Annotated in this window: 17 protein-coding genes and 1 tRNA gene; 8 read left to right on the top strand and 10 right to left on the bottom strand. The window is 71.7% G+C overall.

The window, feature by feature from the left end:
* The first annotated feature begins 168 nt into the window (after nucleotides 1-168).
* Nucleotides 169-864 (top strand): winged helix-turn-helix domain-containing protein, encoded by a 696-nt coding sequence (locus ACGFH8_RS34445; protein ID WP_393375846.1) that lies wholly within the window; start codon nucleotides 169-171, stop codon nucleotides 862-864.
* Nucleotides 865-956: 92 nt separating this feature from the next.
* A tRNA-Arg gene (locus ACGFH8_RS34440) sits at nucleotides 957-1028 on the top strand.
* A 124-nt stretch (nucleotides 1029-1152) separates the two neighbouring features.
* Here ACGFH8_RS34440 and ACGFH8_RS34435 read toward each other — a convergent pair.
* Nucleotides 1153-2223, bottom strand: a complete 1071-nt coding sequence (locus ACGFH8_RS34435; protein WP_393375725.1) for an FAD-dependent oxidoreductase — start codon at nucleotides 2221-2223, stop codon at nucleotides 1153-1155.
* A gap of 66 nt (nucleotides 2224-2289) precedes the next feature.
* On the opposite strand from ACGFH8_RS34435, the gene ACGFH8_RS34430 reads away from it, so the two are divergent.
* Entirely contained in the window at nucleotides 2290-2853 is a 564-nt protein-coding gene (locus ACGFH8_RS34430) for a TetR/AcrR family transcriptional regulator (RefSeq protein WP_393375723.1), read from the top strand.
* A gap of 23 nt (nucleotides 2854-2876) precedes the next feature.
* Here ACGFH8_RS34430 and ACGFH8_RS34425 read toward each other — a convergent pair whose 3' ends face one another.
* Together ACGFH8_RS34425 and ACGFH8_RS34420 are read right to left on the bottom strand one after the other, a co-directional pair.
* Entirely contained in the window at nucleotides 2877-3485 is a 609-nt protein-coding gene (locus ACGFH8_RS34425) for a TetR/AcrR family transcriptional regulator (RefSeq protein WP_393375720.1), read from the bottom strand.
* Nucleotides 3478-4311, bottom strand: a complete 834-nt coding sequence (locus ACGFH8_RS34420) for an alpha/beta fold hydrolase (RefSeq protein ID WP_393375717.1) — start codon at nucleotides 4309-4311, stop codon at nucleotides 3478-3480. The genes ACGFH8_RS34425 and ACGFH8_RS34420 overlap by 8 nt, the downstream gene beginning before the upstream one ends.
* A gap of 147 nt (nucleotides 4312-4458) precedes the next feature.
* Here ACGFH8_RS34420 and ACGFH8_RS34415 point away from each other — a divergent pair, with 147 nt between their 5' ends.
* A complete protein-coding gene (locus ACGFH8_RS34415; RefSeq protein WP_393375714.1) occupies nucleotides 4459-4908 on the top strand; it encodes a hypothetical protein in 450 nt (149 codons plus the stop codon).
* A gap of 21 nt (nucleotides 4909-4929) precedes the next feature.
* On the opposite strand, the gene ACGFH8_RS34410 is transcribed toward ACGFH8_RS34415, so the two are convergent.
* The 5 genes from ACGFH8_RS34410 to ACGFH8_RS34390 form a co-directional block, all read right to left on the bottom strand.
* Nucleotides 4930-7311 carry an ATP-binding cassette domain-containing protein gene (locus ACGFH8_RS34410; RefSeq protein WP_393375709.1) on the bottom strand — a complete coding sequence of 794 codons (2382 nt, stop codon included), beginning with the start codon at nucleotides 7309-7311 and terminating at the stop codon, nucleotides 4930-4932.
* Nucleotides 7312-7341: 30 nt separating this feature from the next.
* A complete protein-coding gene (locus tag ACGFH8_RS34405; RefSeq protein ID WP_393375706.1) occupies nucleotides 7342-7752 on the bottom strand; it encodes a VOC family protein in 411 nt (136 codons plus the stop codon).
* Nucleotides 7753-7757: 5 nt separating this feature from the next.
* Nucleotides 7758-8207, bottom strand: a complete 450-nt coding sequence (locus ACGFH8_RS34400) for a helix-turn-helix transcriptional regulator (protein ID WP_393375704.1) — start codon at nucleotides 8205-8207, stop codon at nucleotides 7758-7760.
* Nucleotides 8208-8278: 71 nt separating this feature from the next.
* Nucleotides 8279-9238 carry a DNA polymerase domain-containing protein gene (locus tag ACGFH8_RS34395; RefSeq protein WP_393375702.1) on the bottom strand — a complete coding sequence of 320 codons (960 nt, stop codon included), beginning with the start codon at nucleotides 9236-9238 and terminating at the stop codon, nucleotides 8279-8281.
* A 31-nt stretch (nucleotides 9239-9269) separates the two neighbouring features.
* Nucleotides 9270-10754, bottom strand: coding sequence for an MFS transporter (locus ACGFH8_RS34390; RefSeq protein ID WP_393375700.1), 1485 nt, complete (start codon nucleotides 10752-10754; stop codon nucleotides 9270-9272).
* A 76-nt stretch (nucleotides 10755-10830) separates the two neighbouring features.
* Here ACGFH8_RS34390 and ACGFH8_RS34385 point away from each other — a divergent pair, with 76 nt between their 5' ends.
* From ACGFH8_RS34385 to ACGFH8_RS34375, 3 genes are all read left to right on the top strand, one after another.
* Complete coding sequence (locus ACGFH8_RS34385; protein ID WP_393375843.1) at nucleotides 10831-11259, top strand: winged helix-turn-helix transcriptional regulator; 429 nt, start codon at nucleotides 10831-10833, stop codon at nucleotides 11257-11259.
* Between the two features lie 105 nt (nucleotides 11260-11364).
* On the top strand, nucleotides 11365-11952 hold the full coding sequence (locus tag ACGFH8_RS34380; RefSeq protein WP_393375698.1) for a TetR/AcrR family transcriptional regulator: 588 nt from the start codon (nucleotides 11365-11367) through the stop codon (nucleotides 11950-11952).
* Complete coding sequence (locus ACGFH8_RS34375; protein ID WP_393375695.1) at nucleotides 11952-14189, top strand: MMPL family transporter; 2238 nt, start codon at nucleotides 11952-11954, stop codon at nucleotides 14187-14189. Before ACGFH8_RS34380 ends, ACGFH8_RS34375 begins: the two co-directional genes overlap by 1 nt.
* A gap of 112 nt (nucleotides 14190-14301) precedes the next feature.
* Here ACGFH8_RS34375 and ACGFH8_RS34370 read toward each other — a convergent pair whose 3' ends face one another.
* Nucleotides 14302-15558 (bottom strand): erythromycin esterase family protein, encoded by a 1257-nt coding sequence (locus ACGFH8_RS34370; protein ID WP_393375693.1) that lies wholly within the window; start codon nucleotides 15556-15558, stop codon nucleotides 14302-14304.
* Nucleotides 15559-15690: 132 nt separating this feature from the next.
* Between ACGFH8_RS34370 and ACGFH8_RS34365 the strand changes: the two genes are divergently transcribed.
* Nucleotides 15691-15882 (top strand): DUF2795 domain-containing protein, encoded by a 192-nt coding sequence (locus ACGFH8_RS34365; protein WP_357246473.1) that lies wholly within the window; start codon nucleotides 15691-15693, stop codon nucleotides 15880-15882.
* 390 nt (nucleotides 15883-16272) lie between these two features.
* On the opposite strand, the gene ACGFH8_RS34360 is transcribed toward ACGFH8_RS34365, so the two are convergent.
* Complete coding sequence (locus ACGFH8_RS34360) at nucleotides 16273-17175, bottom strand: Gfo/Idh/MocA family protein (protein WP_393375690.1); 903 nt, start codon at nucleotides 17173-17175, stop codon at nucleotides 16273-16275.
* Nucleotides 17176-17541: the final 366 nt, after the last annotated feature.

Here is a 17541-nt window from a genome sequence, read left to right as displayed (position 1 = left end):
CGCCGCACGGAATCCGAGTCGATCAACGCTGCGACCTGCCCGCTTGCGCCGCCTGTGTACCGGTTTGGGGCCTATGCCCGGTTAGCGAGGCACAGGCGATTACGTAGCTTCGAGACTTTTCTCCCCACATATCGTGACCAGTTGCGATTCGTGCTCGTTGCCCAAGACGTGGGGGTTGCACTCAGAGACGCACGGCGTTCGGTCACCAGTTGGTGCCGACGCCACACCATCGGCGGTGACGGGGCGGTGGCAGCCGTCCGTCGCGGACAGCGGCAGGGCGAGCCGGGAATGCTCAGCCGCGAACAGGAACTCGAACTGATCGACACACTGCGGGGCGTCCACCCGGACGAGTTCGGCCTGGACGAGGAGCTGTGGACGCGGCAGAGCCTCACCACGCTCATCCAGCGCCGATTCGACATGCCGTTGGACGTCGGGGCGGTCGGGGCGTACCTGCGGGCCTGGGGGTTGGGTCCGCGCGAGCCGCGCGAGCGGGCCTGCGGGCTCTGCGTCAGCGCGGTCGAGCGCTGGGTCCGCAGCGACTACCCGACGATCACCAGGGCCGCCCAGGAGCACCTGGCGGAGGTCTACTGGATCGGTCGGATCCGACTGCGCGGCACCATGCCGGCAGCGGACGTGATCTCCGCCGTCTCGTCCCGAGGCCGGGTGCGCTTCATGATCACCACGCCGACGGTCGACCCGCCGCTCCCCCGAGACTTCGTGCTGCGACTCAGCGGCGAGGAGCAGCGCACCGTGCACCTGATCGTGGACGGCTCCTGGCCGCGCAACGAGTGGCCACGCCGGCTCCCCCGGCGAATCGTCCTGCACCCGCTGCCGAGCTGCGGGCGGGCCGTCGCGGCCGCCTGAGCACCGGGCGGGTCGGTCGCCGACACGATCGGCTCGCCCGATACCGATTCGGCGTACGCGGAGGAGGTTTGCTAGTCTTCTCCAGTCGCTGAGCCCCCGTAGCTCAGGGGATAGAGCACCGCCCTCCGGAGGCGGGGGCGCAGGTTCGAATCCTGCCGGGGGCACACTTGCCAAGAAATCTCTGATTGCACCAAAAGGCCTCTGACCAGGTAAATCCCGGTCAGAGGCCTTAGCTATGTGTCCGGCCCGTGGCGACCGCGGCTGCCGAGCACCGGTTGTCGTTGGCGCCTACGCGCCGGGCGGGCCGGCCACCATGCTCGCGCGCAGGAGTTGGTCGCGGACCGGTATCGCGTACCGCAGGTGGGTCATCCGTGCGGCCAGGCCAGCCATGCGGGCCAGCCTCTGGGTGGCCGGCCGACGCCGGCGATCGTATTCGTGCAGGGCCTGCTCGACAGTGGGCGTCTCGCGCAGGTGGGAGGCCAGCGCCACCGCGTCGATCATCGCCTCGCACGCGCCGCGCCCCAGGTCGGGTGTCATGGCGTGGGCGGCGTCGCCGAGGAAAGCCACCGTGCCGCGCGTGAAGGACGGCAGCGGCGGCGTCACGTACACGTCGTGGCGCAGCACCGCGGGTTCGTCGATCGCGTCCAGGACGGTACGGACCGGCGGCGCCCAACGGCCGAACATGCCCCGCAGTTCGGCGAGCTCCTCGCCCGGGCGGAACCGGCCCTCCGGTGCCGCCGCGGACGCGTACCAGTTGGTGCGACCGCCCTCCTGCGGGGTCACGCCGAACTTGAGGCCCCGGCCCCACACTTCCACGAACATGTCGGTGGGCATGTCCTCCACCACGCCGCGCCACGCCGTGCTGCCGGAAAACCGTGCTCGGTACGCCGGGCCGAACACCTTCTCGCGGGCCTGGCTGAACACGCCGTCGGCCACCACGACCAGCTCGACATCGCCCACCTCGGTGACGTCGTCCACCGGATCGCCGGTCCGCAGCTCCACCCCCGCTTCCATCGCCGTGTCGTGCAGGATGGCGAGCAGTCCCGGCCGGGACAACAGGTAGACATGGTCGCCGGTGCGCCGGTGCAGCCGTTCGACGTCGATCGTCGCGATGCGGGAGCCGTCCGGACGCAGGAAGACGCCGGCCTGCTGTCGTCGCCCGGCCTGGCGGACCGGGTCGCCGACGCCGATCGCGTCCAGCGCGCGCAGCGCCACGGGCCACATGCCGAGCGCCGTGCCCGTGCTCGGCAACTCCCTGTCCCGCTCCCGGACGGTGATCGTCCAGCCCGCGCGTCGCAGCGCGATCGCCGCCGTCAGCCCACCGATGCCCCCGCCGATGATCACCGCACGTCTCTCCATTCTCACCACGCTACAACACCTGTTGTTTTCAGACTACGGATGTTGTGGATCGAATAGGGTGAGGGCGTGCCATCCCGCGAAGAAACCCTGCTCGATGCCGCCATCGGCATCCTCGGACGCCACGGCGTACGGGCGTTGACACATCGCGCGGTCGACGCGGCCGCCGCGGTGCCCACCGGTTCCACGGCGAACTACTTCAAGACCCGCGACATGCTGATCAGCGCCGTGGCCGATCGATTCGCCGACCGTGACCGCGCCACCTGGCAGGCGATCGCGGGCTTCGTCCGCCCCACCACCGCGGTCGAGTTGGCGGCTGCGCTCGCCGCGTACGTGCACCGTGCGCTCGGCCCGGAGCGCGCCCTGACCATCGCCCGATATGGCCTGTTCGTCGAGGCGGCGCTGCGCCCGGAACTACAGGGGCGACTTGCCGAGGCGGCCCTCTCCATCCGGACGTGGGGCACGGAGTGGCTGCGCGCGATTGGCTCCGCCGACCCGGAGAGCGAATGCGCGGCGATCCTCGACTACCTGGACGGTCTCATCTTCCACCAGCTCACGTTTCCGGGCTCGGCCGACATGGTGGAGGCGGCGATCACGCAGACGGTGTGCCGTCTGTGCACCACTGCGACGTGACCGGCGAACGGCCGGACAACGACCTACCGCTGATCGGGAAGGCCGGGCGCCGGCGTGGGACCGGCGGCCGAGGTGGGGCGCAGCCCGCGGTCGACGAAGGCGATGAGCCACTCGAAGCTTTCGTCGATGTCCGTGGACCACTGGAATCCGTTGGTGGCCTGCAGGGTGGCGAAGCCGTGGAAGATGCTGCGCAACGCCCGCAGGGCGTGGGTCATGTCCTGCGGGGCGATGTCGTATCCCCGTAGGACCGCCTCGAAGGGTCCGAGCCCTCGCCTTTCCGCGATCACGATGGGGTCGTCCGGACCGGTGGGGGCGATGCCGATGGTGGCCGCGTACCGGCCTGGGTGTGCGACCACGAAGTCGCGGAGCGCACGGGCGGCGGCGGCCAGCGCGTCCCGCCCGGAGCGGCCCTGGGTGGCCGCGCCGATCGCGTCGGCGGCCTCGGCGATGGCGAGGGCGGCGATGCGTCGGTTGAGGTCGTCCTGGCTGGCGATGTGCTTGTACAGCGACGGGGTGCGCACCCCGACCCGTTCGGCCAGCCGGGCCATGGTCAGCTCGGCGAAACCGACCTCGTCGGCGAGCGCGGCGCCGGCCGCGACGACCGTGGCCGGGTCCAGGCCCGCCCTAGGCACGGACGCCGGCCAGGAAGGGCAGGACCACGGCGAGGGTCTGCTCGGGGTACTGGACGTGCGGGTAGTGACCGGCGCCGTCGATCATCGCCAACCGACCCAGTCCGCTCGGCAGGTCGGCGACGATCGCCTCGCCCTCGGCCCGCGGTGAGACCCAGTCGGGGTCGAGGGCGCCCTGCACGATCAGCGTCGGGCAGGTGACGTTGCCGAGCTGCTCGCCGGCGTCGACGGGAGAGATGGTGCCCATCTTCTGCAGGACCTTCATCCGGCCCGGCTCCCGCAGCATCGAGATGATCTGCCCCAGGCGGGAGTCCCAGTCCACGGGCTTGGTGCCGGGGTAGGCGAGGTCGAGGTACCTGGACCACTGCTTGGTGCTGCCGAGGATCGTCGTTCCCATCAGGGCGGTCGCGCCGCGACGGTAGGCCGCCACGCGCATGTCGCCGAGCTTGACCTGCTGCTTGCGGGTGAAGGGCGCGAGTTCGACAAGCGCGGTGATCAGCTCCGGGGCCAACGCCCCGGCGATCGTGGCCGCGCCGCCGGCGATGGAGTGCCCGATGAGCACGGCCGGCCCGCCGAGGTGCTTGACCAGGGCGATCAGGTCACCGGCGAGGGCGGTGCGGGTGTAGGAGGCCCACCCGACGCTGGACTCCCCGTGGCCGCGCAGGTCCATCGCGGCGACCCGGTAGCCGGCCTGCACCAGGGCGGGGGCGAGGAACCGGTAGGCCTCGCGGCTGTCACCCATGCCGTGGGCAAGCACCACCAGCGGGCCGGTGGCGCCGGTCACCTCGTAGGCGATGGTCCCGCCGTCGACGTTCAAGAACTCAGTCATGACTACCTCCAGGTGGCCCGTTAGCGCGTTGGCTAACCGCGTTAGCCAAAAGCTATCAGCATTAGCTTACGGAGGTCAAGCCCGGGTGCGCCGCCGCCACCCGCACCCAGCGACGCCCTGCGGACGTAAATGATCAACAATGGCGTCATGCTGTTTCTCGGGTTGCTGCTCGCCGCGCTGGCCGGGGCCGCCATCGCGACGGTCCTCACCGTTCGCGGGCTCCGCGCGGTGTTCCGGAACAACGAACGGCTCCGGGCGGCGGCGCTCCTCGCCGGTGCGGCCACGGTCGGCGTGTACGCCTGGGGCCTGCTCCACCTCGGCTACGCGGTGCTGCAGGCAGAGGACGGTGGAGCCGGCTCGTTCCCGATCGCACCCTGCCGCGAGGCCGGGCCGCAGCGGGCAAGCCAGGTCGACGGGTACGACGTCAGCTACCTACCGCTGCGCTTCGAGTGCCACCTGAGCGGTGGGGGCGCCTATGTCACCTCGACCGTGCCCGGGTACGTCAACCCGGGCACGGTCGTCCTCGGCCTGCTCACCGCCACCTGCGGAATCCTCGCCAGCACGACGGCACAGCGGGTCCGACCGCCGGTGGCGTAACGATCGACAGGCAGGCCTCGGTCAGCCGGCGACGTACGCCGCCAGGTGCTCACCGGTGAGGGTGGCGCGACCGGCGACGAGGTCGGCGGGGGTGCCCTCGAAGACGATCCGACCACCGTCGTGGCCGGCCCCGGGACCGAGGTCGATGATCCAGTCGGCGTGCGCCATGACCGCCTGGTGGTGCTCGATGACGATCACCGACTTGCCGGCGTCGACGAGGCGGTCGAGCAGGCCGAGCAGTTGCTCGACGTCGGCCAGGTGCAGGCCGGTGGTCGGCTCGTCGAGGACGTAGACACCGCCCTTCTCAGCCATGTGGGTGGCCAGCTTGAGGCGCTGCCGCTCGCCGCCGGACAGCGTGGTGAGCGGCTGGCCCAGGCTGAGGTAGCCGAGCCCGACGTCGGCGAGCCGGTCGAGGATGGCGTGCGCGGCAGGCGTACGTGCCTCGCCGGTGCCGAAGAACTTCTCGGCCTCGGTCACCGACATCGCGAGCACCTCGCTGATGTCGCGTCCGCCGAAGCGGTATTCCAGCACCGAGGCCTGGAACCGCTTGCCCTCGCAGTCCTCGCAGGGTGCGGCGACACCGGCCATCATCCCCAGGTCGGTGTAGATGACGCCGGCGCCGTTGCAGCTCGGGCAGGCGCCCTCGGAGTTGGCGCTGAACAGCGCCGGCTTCACGCCGTTGGCCTTCGCGAACGCCTTGCGGATCGGGTCGAGCAACCCGGTGTACGTGGCCGGGTTGCTGCGCCGCGAGCCACGGATCGCGCCCTGGTCGATCGAGACCACGCCGGCGCCGGCGGGGATCGAGGAACGCACGAGCGAACTCTTGCCGGAGCCGGCGACGCCGGTGACGACGACGAGCACCCCGAGCGGCACGTCGACGTCGACGTCCTGGAGGTTGTTGGCCGTCGCGCCGCGGATCTCCAGTGTGCCGGTGGGCGTGCGTACCGTCTCCTTGACGGCGGCCCGGTCGTCGAGGTGGCGGCCGGTGCTGGTGCCGCTGGCGCGCAGGCCGTCCAGGGTGCCCTCGTAGCAGACGGTGCCGCCGTCCGTGCCGGCGCCGGGACCGAGGTCGACGACGTGGTCGGCGATGGCGATGGCCTCCGGCTTGTGCTCCACGACCAGGACGGTGTTGCCCTTGTCGCGCAGTTGGAGCAGCAGCTTGTTCATCCGCTGGATGTCGTGCGGGTGCAGCCCGATCGTCGGCTCGTCGAAGACGTACGTGACGTCGGTGAGCGACGAGCCGAGGTGGCGGATCATCTTGGTGCGCTGGGCCTCGCCGCCGGAGAGGGTGCCCGACGGCCGGTCGAGCGAGAGGTAACCCAGGCCGATCTCCTCGAACGAGTCGAGGAGGTGTTGCAGCCCCGCCAGCAACGGGGCCACCGACGGCTCCTCGATCCCCCGGACCCAGGCGGCGAGGTCACTGATCTGCATCGCGCAGGCGTCGGCGATGTTCTTTCCCCTGATCTTCGACGACCGGGCCTCCTTGCTGAGGCGGGTGCCGGCGCACTCGGGACAGGTCGTGAAGGTCACCGCCCGCTCCACGAAGGCGCGGATGTGCGGCTGCAAGGCGTCGATGTCCTTGGCCAGGAAGGACTTCTGGATCGACGGGATCAGACCCGAGTACGTCAGGTTGATCCCGTCGATCTTGATCTTGGTGGGCTCCCGGTGGAGCAGGTCGTGCTGCTCCCGCTTGGTGAACTTGCCGATCGGCTTGTCCGGGTCGAAGTAGCCGCAGCCGCGGAAGATCCGGCCGTACCAGCCCTCCATGCTGTAGCCCGGGATCGTGATCGCGCCCTCGTTGAGCGAGAGGGTGTCGTCGTACAGCGCCGACAGGTCGATGTCGTTGATCGACCCCATGCCCTCGCAGCGCGGGCACATCCCGCCGAGCCGGGTGAAGGTCGCCTTCTCGGTCTTCGTCTTGCCCACGCCACGGTCGACGGTGATCGCACCGCTGGCCTTCACCGAGGGGACGTTGAAGGAGTACGCGTTTGGCGAGCCGATGTGCGGCTGCCCGAGGCGGCTGAACAGGATGCGCAGCATCGCGTTGGCGTCGGTGGCGGTGCCGACGGTGGACCGGGAGTTGGCGCCCATCCGCTCCTGGTCCACGATGATCGCCGTGGTCAGGCCGTCCAGCAGGTCGACCTCGGGCCGCGCCAGCGTCGGCATGAAGCCCTGCAGGAACGCGCTGTAGGTCTCGTTGATCATCCGCTGCGACTCGGCGGCGATGGTGCCGAACACCAACGAGCTCTTGCCGGAGCCGGAGACACCTGTGAACACGGTCAGCCGGCGCTTCGGGATCTCGACGCTGACGTCCCGGAGATTGTTGACGCGCGCGCCCTGCACACGGATCAGATCGTGGCTGTCCGCGACGTGCGGCGTGGACGGCGGGGTGGCCGTGCTCATCAGGTCTCCATCTGTCCGAGGTCGGACGGGTCAGCGCGCTTCCTGGATGCGGATCAGATTGCCGGCGGGATCGCGGAAGGCGCAGTCCCGCACGCCGTACGGCTGCTCGGTGGGCTCCTGGACGACCTCGGCGTCGGTGGCCTCCAACTTGGCGAAGGTGGCGTCGAGGTCGGTGGTGGCCAGGTTGACGCCGAAGTAGCTGCCCTTCGCCACAAGTTCGAGGATGGTCTGCCGCTCGTCGTCGGTGATGCCCGGGTTGGCGGCCGGCGGGTGCAGGACGATGGCCGTGCTGGGCTGGCCGGGGGGGCCGACGGTGATCCAGCGCATCCCCTCGTAGCCGACGTCGAGGCGGACCTCGAAACCGAGGATGTCGCGGTAGAAGGCCAGGGAGGCGTCCGGGTCGGTGTGCGGCAGGAAGCTCGAGTGAATGGTGATGTCCATGCTGGTCACGCTAGTTGCGGCACGGTGACCCGCGCTTCTCGATTCCTGACCGGTCTGGTCACCTGCTTCACCACGCACGACGGCAGCCCCGCCGTCGCCTGTGCCGCCTGCCGCCGGTAGACGCTCGGCGGCACACCGACCAGCTCGGTGAAGCGGGTGCTGAAGGTGCCCAACGACGAACAGCCGACCGCGAAACAGACATCGGTGACGCTGAGGTCGCCACGACGCAGCAACGCCATCGCGCGCTCGATGCGCCGCGTCATGAGATAGCTGTACGGAGATTCGCCGTAGGCGAGCCGGAACTCGCGGCTGAGGTGCCCCGCCGACATGTGCGCCCCACGGGCGAGCGCCTCGACGTCGAGGGGCTGCGCGTACTCCCTGTCGATCCGGTCGCGGACCCGGCGCAGCCGCGCGAGGTCGCCCAGTCGCTGGGTCGCGTCGGGTTTGCTGCTCACCTGGGAAATCGTGCCACAACCCACCGACAACGGGCCGTCCGCCGGGCGCGGGTGGGGGCCGGCGATCCTGGTCAGCCGGCCTCGCGGCGGACGCGAGCCCGACGCTTTCCCTCGTGCATGGCCTGCACCCGGGCCACCGGGATCATCCGGCCCTCGGCGACCAGGTCGGCGGGGAGCGCCTGCGGGGCCGGCATCAGCGCGGCCCACGGATCACCGTCGCCGAGCAGTGCCGGCGCGGTCCGGATGGTGAAGTCGGCGGGGGTCACCTCGGTCAGGTCGGCCCAGTCGACCGGGAAGGAGACCGGCATCCCGGGGCGCAGTCGGGGGCTGTACGTGGCCACCACCGTCGCGCCGCCCGCGCGGGTCGCGTCCACGAAGACCCGACCGCCCCGGTCCTCCTTGATGTACGCGGTGGTGGCCAGCGCCGGGTCGAGCCGCTCGGCGCGGACGGCGAGCGCCCGGGTGGCCGCGGCCAACTCCTCCGCCGTGGGGTCGCCGGCCACCGGGACGAACACGTGCACGCCCTTGGCGCCGCTGGTCTTGACCGCACCGGCCAGGCCGGCGTCGGCGAGCGCCTGCCGGACCAGCAGGGCCGCGGCGACGGCCGCCCGGAAGCCGTCGCCCTCCGGCGGGTCGAGGTCGAGCACCAGGTGCGTCGGGCGGTGCGGATCCGCCGTGGTGGCAAGTGTCGGGTGGTACTCCACCGCCCGCTGGTTGGCGAACCAGAGCAGGGTGCGGCGGTCGTCGCAGAGGGCGTACGAGATCTCCCGGTGTGACGCCTCCGCCCAGACCGGTACCCGGCGGACCCAGTCCGGGGTGTAGCGGGGCAGGTTCTTCTGCATGAAGGGCGGCTGGCCGGGGCGGACCCGGATCACTGACAGCGGGCGGTCCCGGAGCTGCGGAAGGATCCGCCCACTGACGGCGTCGAGGTAGTCGACCAGGTCTCGCTTTGTCGCGTCGTCGCGGTCGGACAGCGGCTGGTCCAGGTTTGTCAGGGCCACGCCGTCCCGGGTCTCGTCAGCCTCGCTCACCCGACCACCTTCGCGGCCCGGGTGCCGTCGGTCAACCGGACGCGGCGCTCGGGAACGGATCGGTTCCGGCCCCCAGCGTGGCCGGCCCCGACGGATCGGCGTCCGGTCCGAGCCCGGCGGGGCGTCGGGGCAGTGTCGTCACCGCTACCAGCAGCGCGGCGACCACCAGGGCGGCGGCCACGGCGAACGCGGTCCGGTAGCCGGCGGCCAACGCGGCCGTCTCGGCCCAGCCGGCGGCCCGTAGTCCGTCGGCGCGGGCGGCGGCCAGGGTGGCAAGCGCGGCCAGGCCGACCGCCCCACCGACCTGCTGGGTGGTGTTGGCCAGGCCGGACGCGAGCCCGGCGTCCGCGTCGGTCGCGCCGGCCATGGCCAGGGTCGTGACGGCCGGCAGGGTCAGACCGCCGGCCACTCCGAAGATCAGCATCGCCGGGAGTGCGTCGACGACGTAGGCCCCGTCGGCGGGCAGCCGGGCGAGCAGCAGGAAGCCGACGGTGGCCAGGCCGAGCCCGGCCACCAGCACGGTCCGTGCGCCCCAGCGGGCGATCAACCGACCGGCCAGCCCGAGTGACACCACCGCGATCACCACCGGGGTGGGCAGGAAGGCCCAACCGGTCGCGGCGGCGTCCAGTCCGAGCACCAGTTGCAGCTCCACGGCGAGCAGGAACTGGAAGCCGAAGTACGCGCAGACCATGAGGAACTGCACGGCGTTCGCCGCCACCAGACCCGGAACGCGCAGCACCCGGCCCGGCACCAGCGGGGTCGCCGCCGCCCGTTGGCGGAGCACGAACGCGCCGAGCAGCAGCGCCGCGAGGGCGACCGCGCCGAGGGTCCGCGGGCTGGTCCAGCCGTGTTCGCCGGTCCCCACGATGCCCAGCACGGCGGCCATCAGCCCGGCGGTGACGAGCAGCGCGCCGGGCAGGTCCAGGCCAGCCCGCAGGCCGATGCCCCGTTCGGCGGGGAGCCGGCGGACGGCCGTGAGCAGGATGGCCGCCCCGATCGGCAGGTTGACCAGGAAGATCGCCCGCCACCCGGCCACCTCGGTGAGCACGCCACCGGCGACGGTGCCGACCGACGCGCCGGCCGCGCCGGTGAAGCTGAACACGGCGATCGCGCGGGCCCGTTCGGCGGGTTCGGGATAGAGCCGGACGATCATGCCGAGGCTGACCGCCATGGCCAACGCCCCGCCGACGCCCTGGCCGAAGCGCGCGGCGACCAGCAGCGTCGGGCCGGTGGCGACCGCGCAGGCCAGCGAGGCCAGGGTGAACAGCGCGACACCGGCCAGGAAGATCCCCCGCCGGCCGAGCAGGTCGCCGAGTCGGCCGGCGAGCAGCAGCAGCCCGCCGAACGCGACCAGGTACGCGTTGACCACCCACGCCAGGCCTGCGGCGGTGAAGCCCAGATCGCGTTGTACGGCGGGCAACGCCACCGCCACGACCGTGCCGTCCAGGATGATCATCAGGCTGCCGGCGCAGAGCACGAGCAGCGCCGGCCAGCGCGACGGAACGACGCGGTCCATGAAAACTCCTCCTTGGTGCACGGTTTGTTACCGAGGTCATCGTCTGTGACCATGAACCGGAGCGGAAGGAGGCACTCTGATGTCCCAGAGGAACAGCGATGTGTCCGCGCTGGTCACCGAGCTGACCTGCACGGCCGAGAACGTGCCGTTCGCACCGGGGCAGGCTCGGGCGTGCACCGTCCGCCAGGTGCTCGACCGGGTCGGCGGCAAGTGGAGCATCGGCATCCTGGTGGCCGCCTCGAACGGGCCGGTGCGCTTCACCGAGCTGGAGCGGCACATCGAGGGGATCAGCCGCCGGATGCTCACCCTGACGCTGCGCAACCTGGAACGTGACGGCCTGCTGCGCCGCACGGTCTATCCGACAGTTCCGCCAAAGGTCGAGTACACCGCCACCCCGATGGCCCTGGAGCTGTACGAGTCGCTCGTGGCACTGACCGCCTGGGCCGAACGGCACCGCCGCGCCATCGCCGAGGCGCGGACCAGGTACGACGCCGAACACGCCTGATGAAACCCGGCCGAGGTGTGGTGAACGCCACCGCCTTCCTCTGACCGATCGGTCAGGGTCTGACCGATCGGTCAGGCATGCTGGTTTGCGGGAGGTGGACCGACCATGATCAGAGCGGTGTCCGACACGCACGGCGAGATCCTCGCCGCGGCGGCTCGGCAGTTCACGGTGAGCGGCTACCGGGGCACTTCCCTGCAGGACATCGCCCGCGAGGTCGGCTGCTCCAAGGCCACTGTGCTCTATCACTTCGCCAACAAGGAAGCCCTGCTCGCCGAGCTGATGGCCCCGGCGATCGGCGTGCTGCGCGACCTCGACGACCGACTCACCGGCCAGACCGGTTCGGCCGCGCAGGAGGTCGCCGCGAAGGGCTTCGTCGACCTCGCGGTCCGGTTCCGGCGGGAGATCGCGGTGCTGCGCGGCGAGTTCCCGGAACTGCTGTGCCAGCCCGCCTTCGCGCACATCCAGCAGATCTCCGACCGGCTGCGTGACGCGTTGGCCGGCCACTCCGACAAGCCGGGCGCCCGGATCGCCGCGCTGGTGCTGCTCGCCGGCATCTCCGAGGCGTGCGGCGAGTTCAGCGACATCCCCGACGACGACCTGCGCTCCGCCCTGCTCACCCTCGTCCGGCGGGCCGTCGAACCCGTCGACGCACCCCTGCCCCAACCACCCACGACCGAGGACAAGGACTCCTGATGGCCACCCTGCTCTACCGGCTCGGCCGGGGCGCGTTGCGCCGGCGACGGCTCGTCGTCGCGCTCTGGCTCGTCGTACTCGTCGTCGCCGGCCTGGCCGCGGCGACCCTGCGCGGCCCGACGGCGAGCAACTTCACGATGCCCGGCACCGAGAGCCAGCGCGCGCTCGACCTGCTCGCGGAGCAGTTCCCCGCGGCCAGTGGCGCGACCGGCGCCATCGCGGTCAAGGCGCCCGCCGACGGCCAACTGGCCACCCCCGAGGGCCAGGCCGTGGTGCAGGAACTGGTCCAGGAGGCCTCGGCCCTGCCCGGCGTGGTCGGCGCGGTCAACCCGCTCCAGGTCGGCGCGGTCTCGCCCAACGGCCGGTACGCGCTGGTCCAGGTCCAGTTCGCCAGCGGCGGCGACGACGTGACCGACGAGCAGCGCACCGCGTACGAGGAGGTCGGCGCCGCCGCCGAGGCAAAGGGTTGGCAGGTGGCCCCGGGCGGCGAGGTGCTGGGTGGTGAGCCGGAGATCGGCTCCACCGAGGCGCTCGGCGTCCTGGTCGCCGCGATCGTCCTGATCATCACGTTCGGCTCCCTGGTCGCCGCCGGAATGACGATGCTCAACGCGCTGATCGGCGTGGGCGTCGGCATGGCCGGCCTGTTCGCGCTCAGCGGCGTCATCGAGTTGACGAGCACCGCGCCGATCCTGGCGCTGATGCTCGGCCTCGCCGTCGGCATCGACTACTCGCTGTTCATCACCTCGCGGCACCGGCAGAACCTGCTCGACGGCCTGTCCCCGGAGGAGGCGGTCGGCCGAGCGGTCGGCACCGCCGGGTCCGCGGTGGTCTTCGCGGGCGCGACGGTGGTCATCGCGCTGGCCGGACTGGCCGTGGTGAACATCCCCTTCCTCACCGTGATGGGTCTCGCCGCCGCCGGCACGGTCACCGTCGCGGTGCTCGTCGCGATCACCCTCCAGCCGGCGCTGCTCGGCTTCGCCGGTCGCCGGGTACTCCCCCGCCGGCTGCGGGCAGCGGTCACCGACGACACGACCGCTGACCCCGGCGCGGCCGTCGACCACTCGGGCCACCTCGACCGGCCGGCCGCCCAGACCGCCCCCGCCGAGGACGAGTCCCGGTTCGGGTTCCGCTGGGCGCGACTGATCACGCGGTTCCGCGTACCTGTCATCCTGGTCGGTCTGCTCGGCCTGGGGCTGCTCGCGCTGCCCACGCCGGACATGCGGCTGGCCCTGCCGGGCGCCGCGACGGCCGCCGTCGGCTCACCCGCCCGGGTGGCGAACGACCTGACCGTCGAGGGTTTCGGCGCGGGTTTCACCGGCCGCCTCGCGGTGGTGATCGCCGGTGACAGCCCGCAGGCCACCTCGGCCGCCGTGCCGCAGGTGACCGCCCTGTTGCAGCGCACCGAGAACGTCCTCGCGGTGGCGCCGCCCCAGCTCAGCCCGGACGGCCGGACCGCGCTGCTCGGCGTGGTGCCGAAGACCGGCCCGACCGACGAGGCCACCGAAACCCTGGTGCACGACATCCGCCGCTCGGTGAGCGGGATCCGGGACGCGGACGTTCTGCTCACCGGCGTCACCGCCATCGGCATCGACGTCTCCGAGAAGCTCTCCGACGCGCTACCGATCTACCTGCTGCTCGTGGTCGGGCTCTCGGTGCTGCTGCTGATGCTCGTGTTCCGCTCGATGCTGGTGCCGATCAAGGCGGCGCTGGGCTTCCTGCTCACCGTGGCCGCCACGTTCGGCATCACGGTGGCGGTCTTCCAGCAGGGGCACCTCGCCGACCTCGTCGGACTGGACACGCCCGGCCCGCTGATCAGCTTCCTGCCGATCCTGCTCATCGGCATCCTGTTCGGGCTCGCCATGGACTACGAGGTGTTCCTGGTGTCCCGGATGCGGGAGGACTTCGTCCACGGCAAGTCCGCCCGACAGGCCACCATCAGCGGCATGGGGCACGGCGCCCGGGTGGTCACCGCCGCCGCGCTGATCATGATGTCGGTCTTCGGGGGCTTCGTCTTCCTGGAGGACCCGGTGATCAAGTCGATGGGCTTCGCGCTCGCGGTCGGCGTCGCCATCGACGCGTTCGTGGTCCGGATGACAATCGTCCCCGCGGTGATGTCGCTCCTCGGTGACCGCGCCTGGTGGCTGCCGAAGTGGCTCAACCGCGCCCTCCCGAACGTCGACATAGAAGGCGAAGGCCTCCGGACCCACCTGGAAGAGCAAACCCCAGCCCGGGTCTAACCCCGCCCCCGCCCCACCCGGTCGACCATGGAGTTGTGGTGCCCGTCGCGCCCCGATCCGAGGCCTTCGTCCCGCACCACAACTCCATGATCGAAGCGATCGGGCACCGCAGTCAGACGCCCGCCGGGTACGTCTCCATCTCGCCGGGGGCCGCCGGCACCGGCAGCGGGTGCAGGGCCGTGGTGTCGTCGCACCAGATGAAGGCGTCGTAGCGGTCGCCCAGCCTGGTCGGCACGTAGTTGCCCCAGGACTCGAAGGACGGGTCGTAGACGACGCCGATCGCCCGGTGGTCCACGGTGTCGGTTACCCAGCCCGGTTGGTCGTCCCCGCCGAAGATCAGCACAGCCCGGTCCGGCATCAGCTCGTGCAGCCGCCGCTCGACCGACCCCTCCCGGGCCGGCGGCACCACCATCGGCTCCGGGGGCGAACCCCACCGGGGAGCGGCGATCACCGTGCCCCGGTAGCTGCCGAAGCCGACCAGCGCCACGGCATCGTCGCCGTGCCGTTCCCGGGCCAACTGACCAATGTTGACCATCCCGTCGGCAGCCATGTCGGTGGCCCGCGCATCCCCGACGTGCGTGTTGTGCGCCCAGACGATGCCCCGGGCGTCCGGGCCGTACCGGTCCAGCAGCCGGTCCAGGGTGTCCTGCATGTGGGTGTCTCGGATGTTCCACGAGTCCGGCCCGCCGGCCACCATCGCCCGGTAGTACCGCTCCGCACCGGCCACCACCTCCGCGTTCTGCCAGGCCGAGAAGCGGTCCGGGCCGTCGGAGAGGGCATGCTCACGGGTACGGGCCAGCAGCCGGACCACCTCCTCCTCACAGCGGGCGGAGACGAACCGGCTGGCCGCGCCGTACTCCTCGACCCGCTTGCCGTACGGCTCGAAGCAGCGGTACGCGTCCTGCGCCGCCTCCAGCGACGTCGGGTCCTCCTCCCCCAGGTAGTCGAAGATCGCCTGCATCGACTCCCAGAGGCTGTACACGTCGAGCCCGTGGAACCCGGCGCGTCGATCCTCCGGCCGCTCCACGTTCCAGGCCCGCAACCAGGTGGCGAACCGGGCCACCTCGGCGTTGGCCCACATCCAGGTCGGCCACCGCTCGAACTGCTCCAGGGCGAGCTGCGGTTCGAGGGCGCCACCCGGCGCGACGGTCACCGAGCGGTGCACCCGGTCACAGTCCGGCCAGTCGCCCTCCACGGCGACGAAGGAGAAGCCGCACTCCGCGATCAACCGACGGGTGAGCTGCTCCCGCAACCGGTAGTAGTCGTAGGTGCCGTGGGTGGACTCGCCGATCATCACCACCCGGGCGTCTCGCACGCGTTCCAGCAACGGGTCGAAGTCGCTCGGCGCGCCGAGCCGCTGAACCAGCATGCCAGCGGCTACCCGGCGGCCGATGGGACAAACCGTGGGCGCGTCGAGGGCCGACACGCCGACCGCCGGCCGGGCCGCCGTGCGTGCCAACCCCGACGGTGTACGCCCACCGCGAGCGGGTAGCCGGCCGACATGACCGTCACCGGCGTGCAGTTGCAGGAGTACCTGGCCGGACTCGACTACCCGGTCTCCCGGGAGGACCTGGTCCGCTGGGGACAGGAGAACGGGGCCAGTACGGCAATGTTGCAGATGTTGCAGGCGTTGCCACCCGAACAGTTCGCCTCACCCGACGAGCTAGCCGCCGCCCTAACCACACTCTCCTAACCACCCACCCCCCTTTCGCCCCACCGCCCGCCCACCGCCCGCCCACCGCCCACCACCCGCCTACCGGCCACGCGCCCACCCAGCCCGCCGGCCCCGCCGGCCCCGCCGGCCCCGTCAGACCCGCCGGCCCCGTCAGACCCGCCGGCCCCGTCAGACCCGCCGGCCCCGTCAGACCCGCCGGCCCCGTCAGACCCGCCGGCCCCGTCAGACCCGGTGATCATGAGGTTATTGCCGTCCGGCGCGGCGTGTCGTGGCAATAACCTCATGATCACCGGGTCTGACGGGTGGGGTGGGGTGGGGTCGAGGTGGGGTGGGGTCGAGGTGGGGTGGGGTCGAGGTGGGGTGGGGTCGAGGGTGGGGTGGGGTGGGGTCGTGGGGTGGGGTGGGGGTTTAGGGGAGCAGGACTGTGCGGGATTCGGTGCGGGCGGTTTCGGCGGCGGCGAGGATGCCGACGACCTCGCGGCCGAAGCGCACGTCGCAGCGGTGGTCGCGGGTGCCGGTCCGCACCTGCTCGACGAGCTGGTCGATCGCGACGCCGAACGCCGTGGCGGCGTCGTTCTCGCCGAACGGGACGTTCTCGATGCCGTTCTCGCCGTAGAAGACGAACTCCCGAGCCATCGACTCCGTCGGGGCGTCCAGGGAGAGCGACGCGCTGCTCGTGGCACCGCCCTCGTGGGTGAGCAGCAGGTGCACCATCCCGCTCGGCCCGTCCATCGCCGCCACCTGGGTCACCCGGCCCAGCACCGGCAGGAGGATGGACAGCGCGTGCGGGGCGATGTCCCAGAGCGCACCGTGCTCGCGGCGCCACAACGAACCGCCGTACGGGCTGCCGTCCTGGAAGATCGAGGCGAACGCGGTCGTCCGACCGTGCTGCCAACCCCCGACGGCGGCGGTGGCGGCGAGGAAGGCTGTCACGTTCGGCTGGAACCGCTGGGTGAAGAAGACGACCGAGGCGACCCCGGACTCCTCGGCGGCGGCCACGACCCGGTCGGCGTCGGCCACGCTCAGCGCCAGCGGCTTGTCCAGCAGCAGGTGCCGCCCGGCGGAGGCAGCCCGGACCGCGATGTCGGCCTGGACGTCCGGTGGCAGCGCGACGGCGACCGCTTCGCACTGCTCGATCAGGGCGTCGACGTCGCCGTACGCCGGCACCCCGTACCGCTCGGCGAGCGCGGAGGCACGCTCCGGGTTACGCCCCCACACCCCGACCAACTCGGCGTCCGGATGGGCGTGCAACGCCTTCCCGTGCGTCTCGATCGCCCAGTGACCGGTGCCGAACAATCCGAACCGCAGCACGTGTACCTCCGCTGTTTCCCCACCCCGTGGCAACGCCACGGGCGTGATCCACGCTAGTCGCCGGGGCGGGCACACCGGTGGCGGGTCGACCAACCGGAGCAGGTCAGGTCCCGCGCCGTACGGCGGTGGCCCGGTGCGGCGAGTGCCTGTAGAACCGCGGACGAAGCCGCACTGCTGTCGGCACCGACCCCCGCCCACCGATCGCGGCCGGCGAAGCCGTGCGGCCGAGGAAGCCGTGCGGCCGAGGAAGCCGTGCGACCGGCGAAGCCGCGCGACCGGCGAAGCCGCGCGACCGGCGAAGCCGCGCGACCGGCGAAGCCGCGCGACCGGCGAAGCCGCGCGACCGGCGAAGCCGCGCGACCGGCG

The organism is Micromonospora sp. NPDC049175 (assembly GCF_043197345.1).
In the GTDB taxonomy this organism is placed as follows: domain Bacteria; phylum Actinomycetota; class Actinomycetes; order Mycobacteriales; family Micromonosporaceae; genus Micromonospora.
Note: the sequence above shows the minus strand (reverse complement) of the source record. Positions and strands in the feature narration are given on the sequence as shown.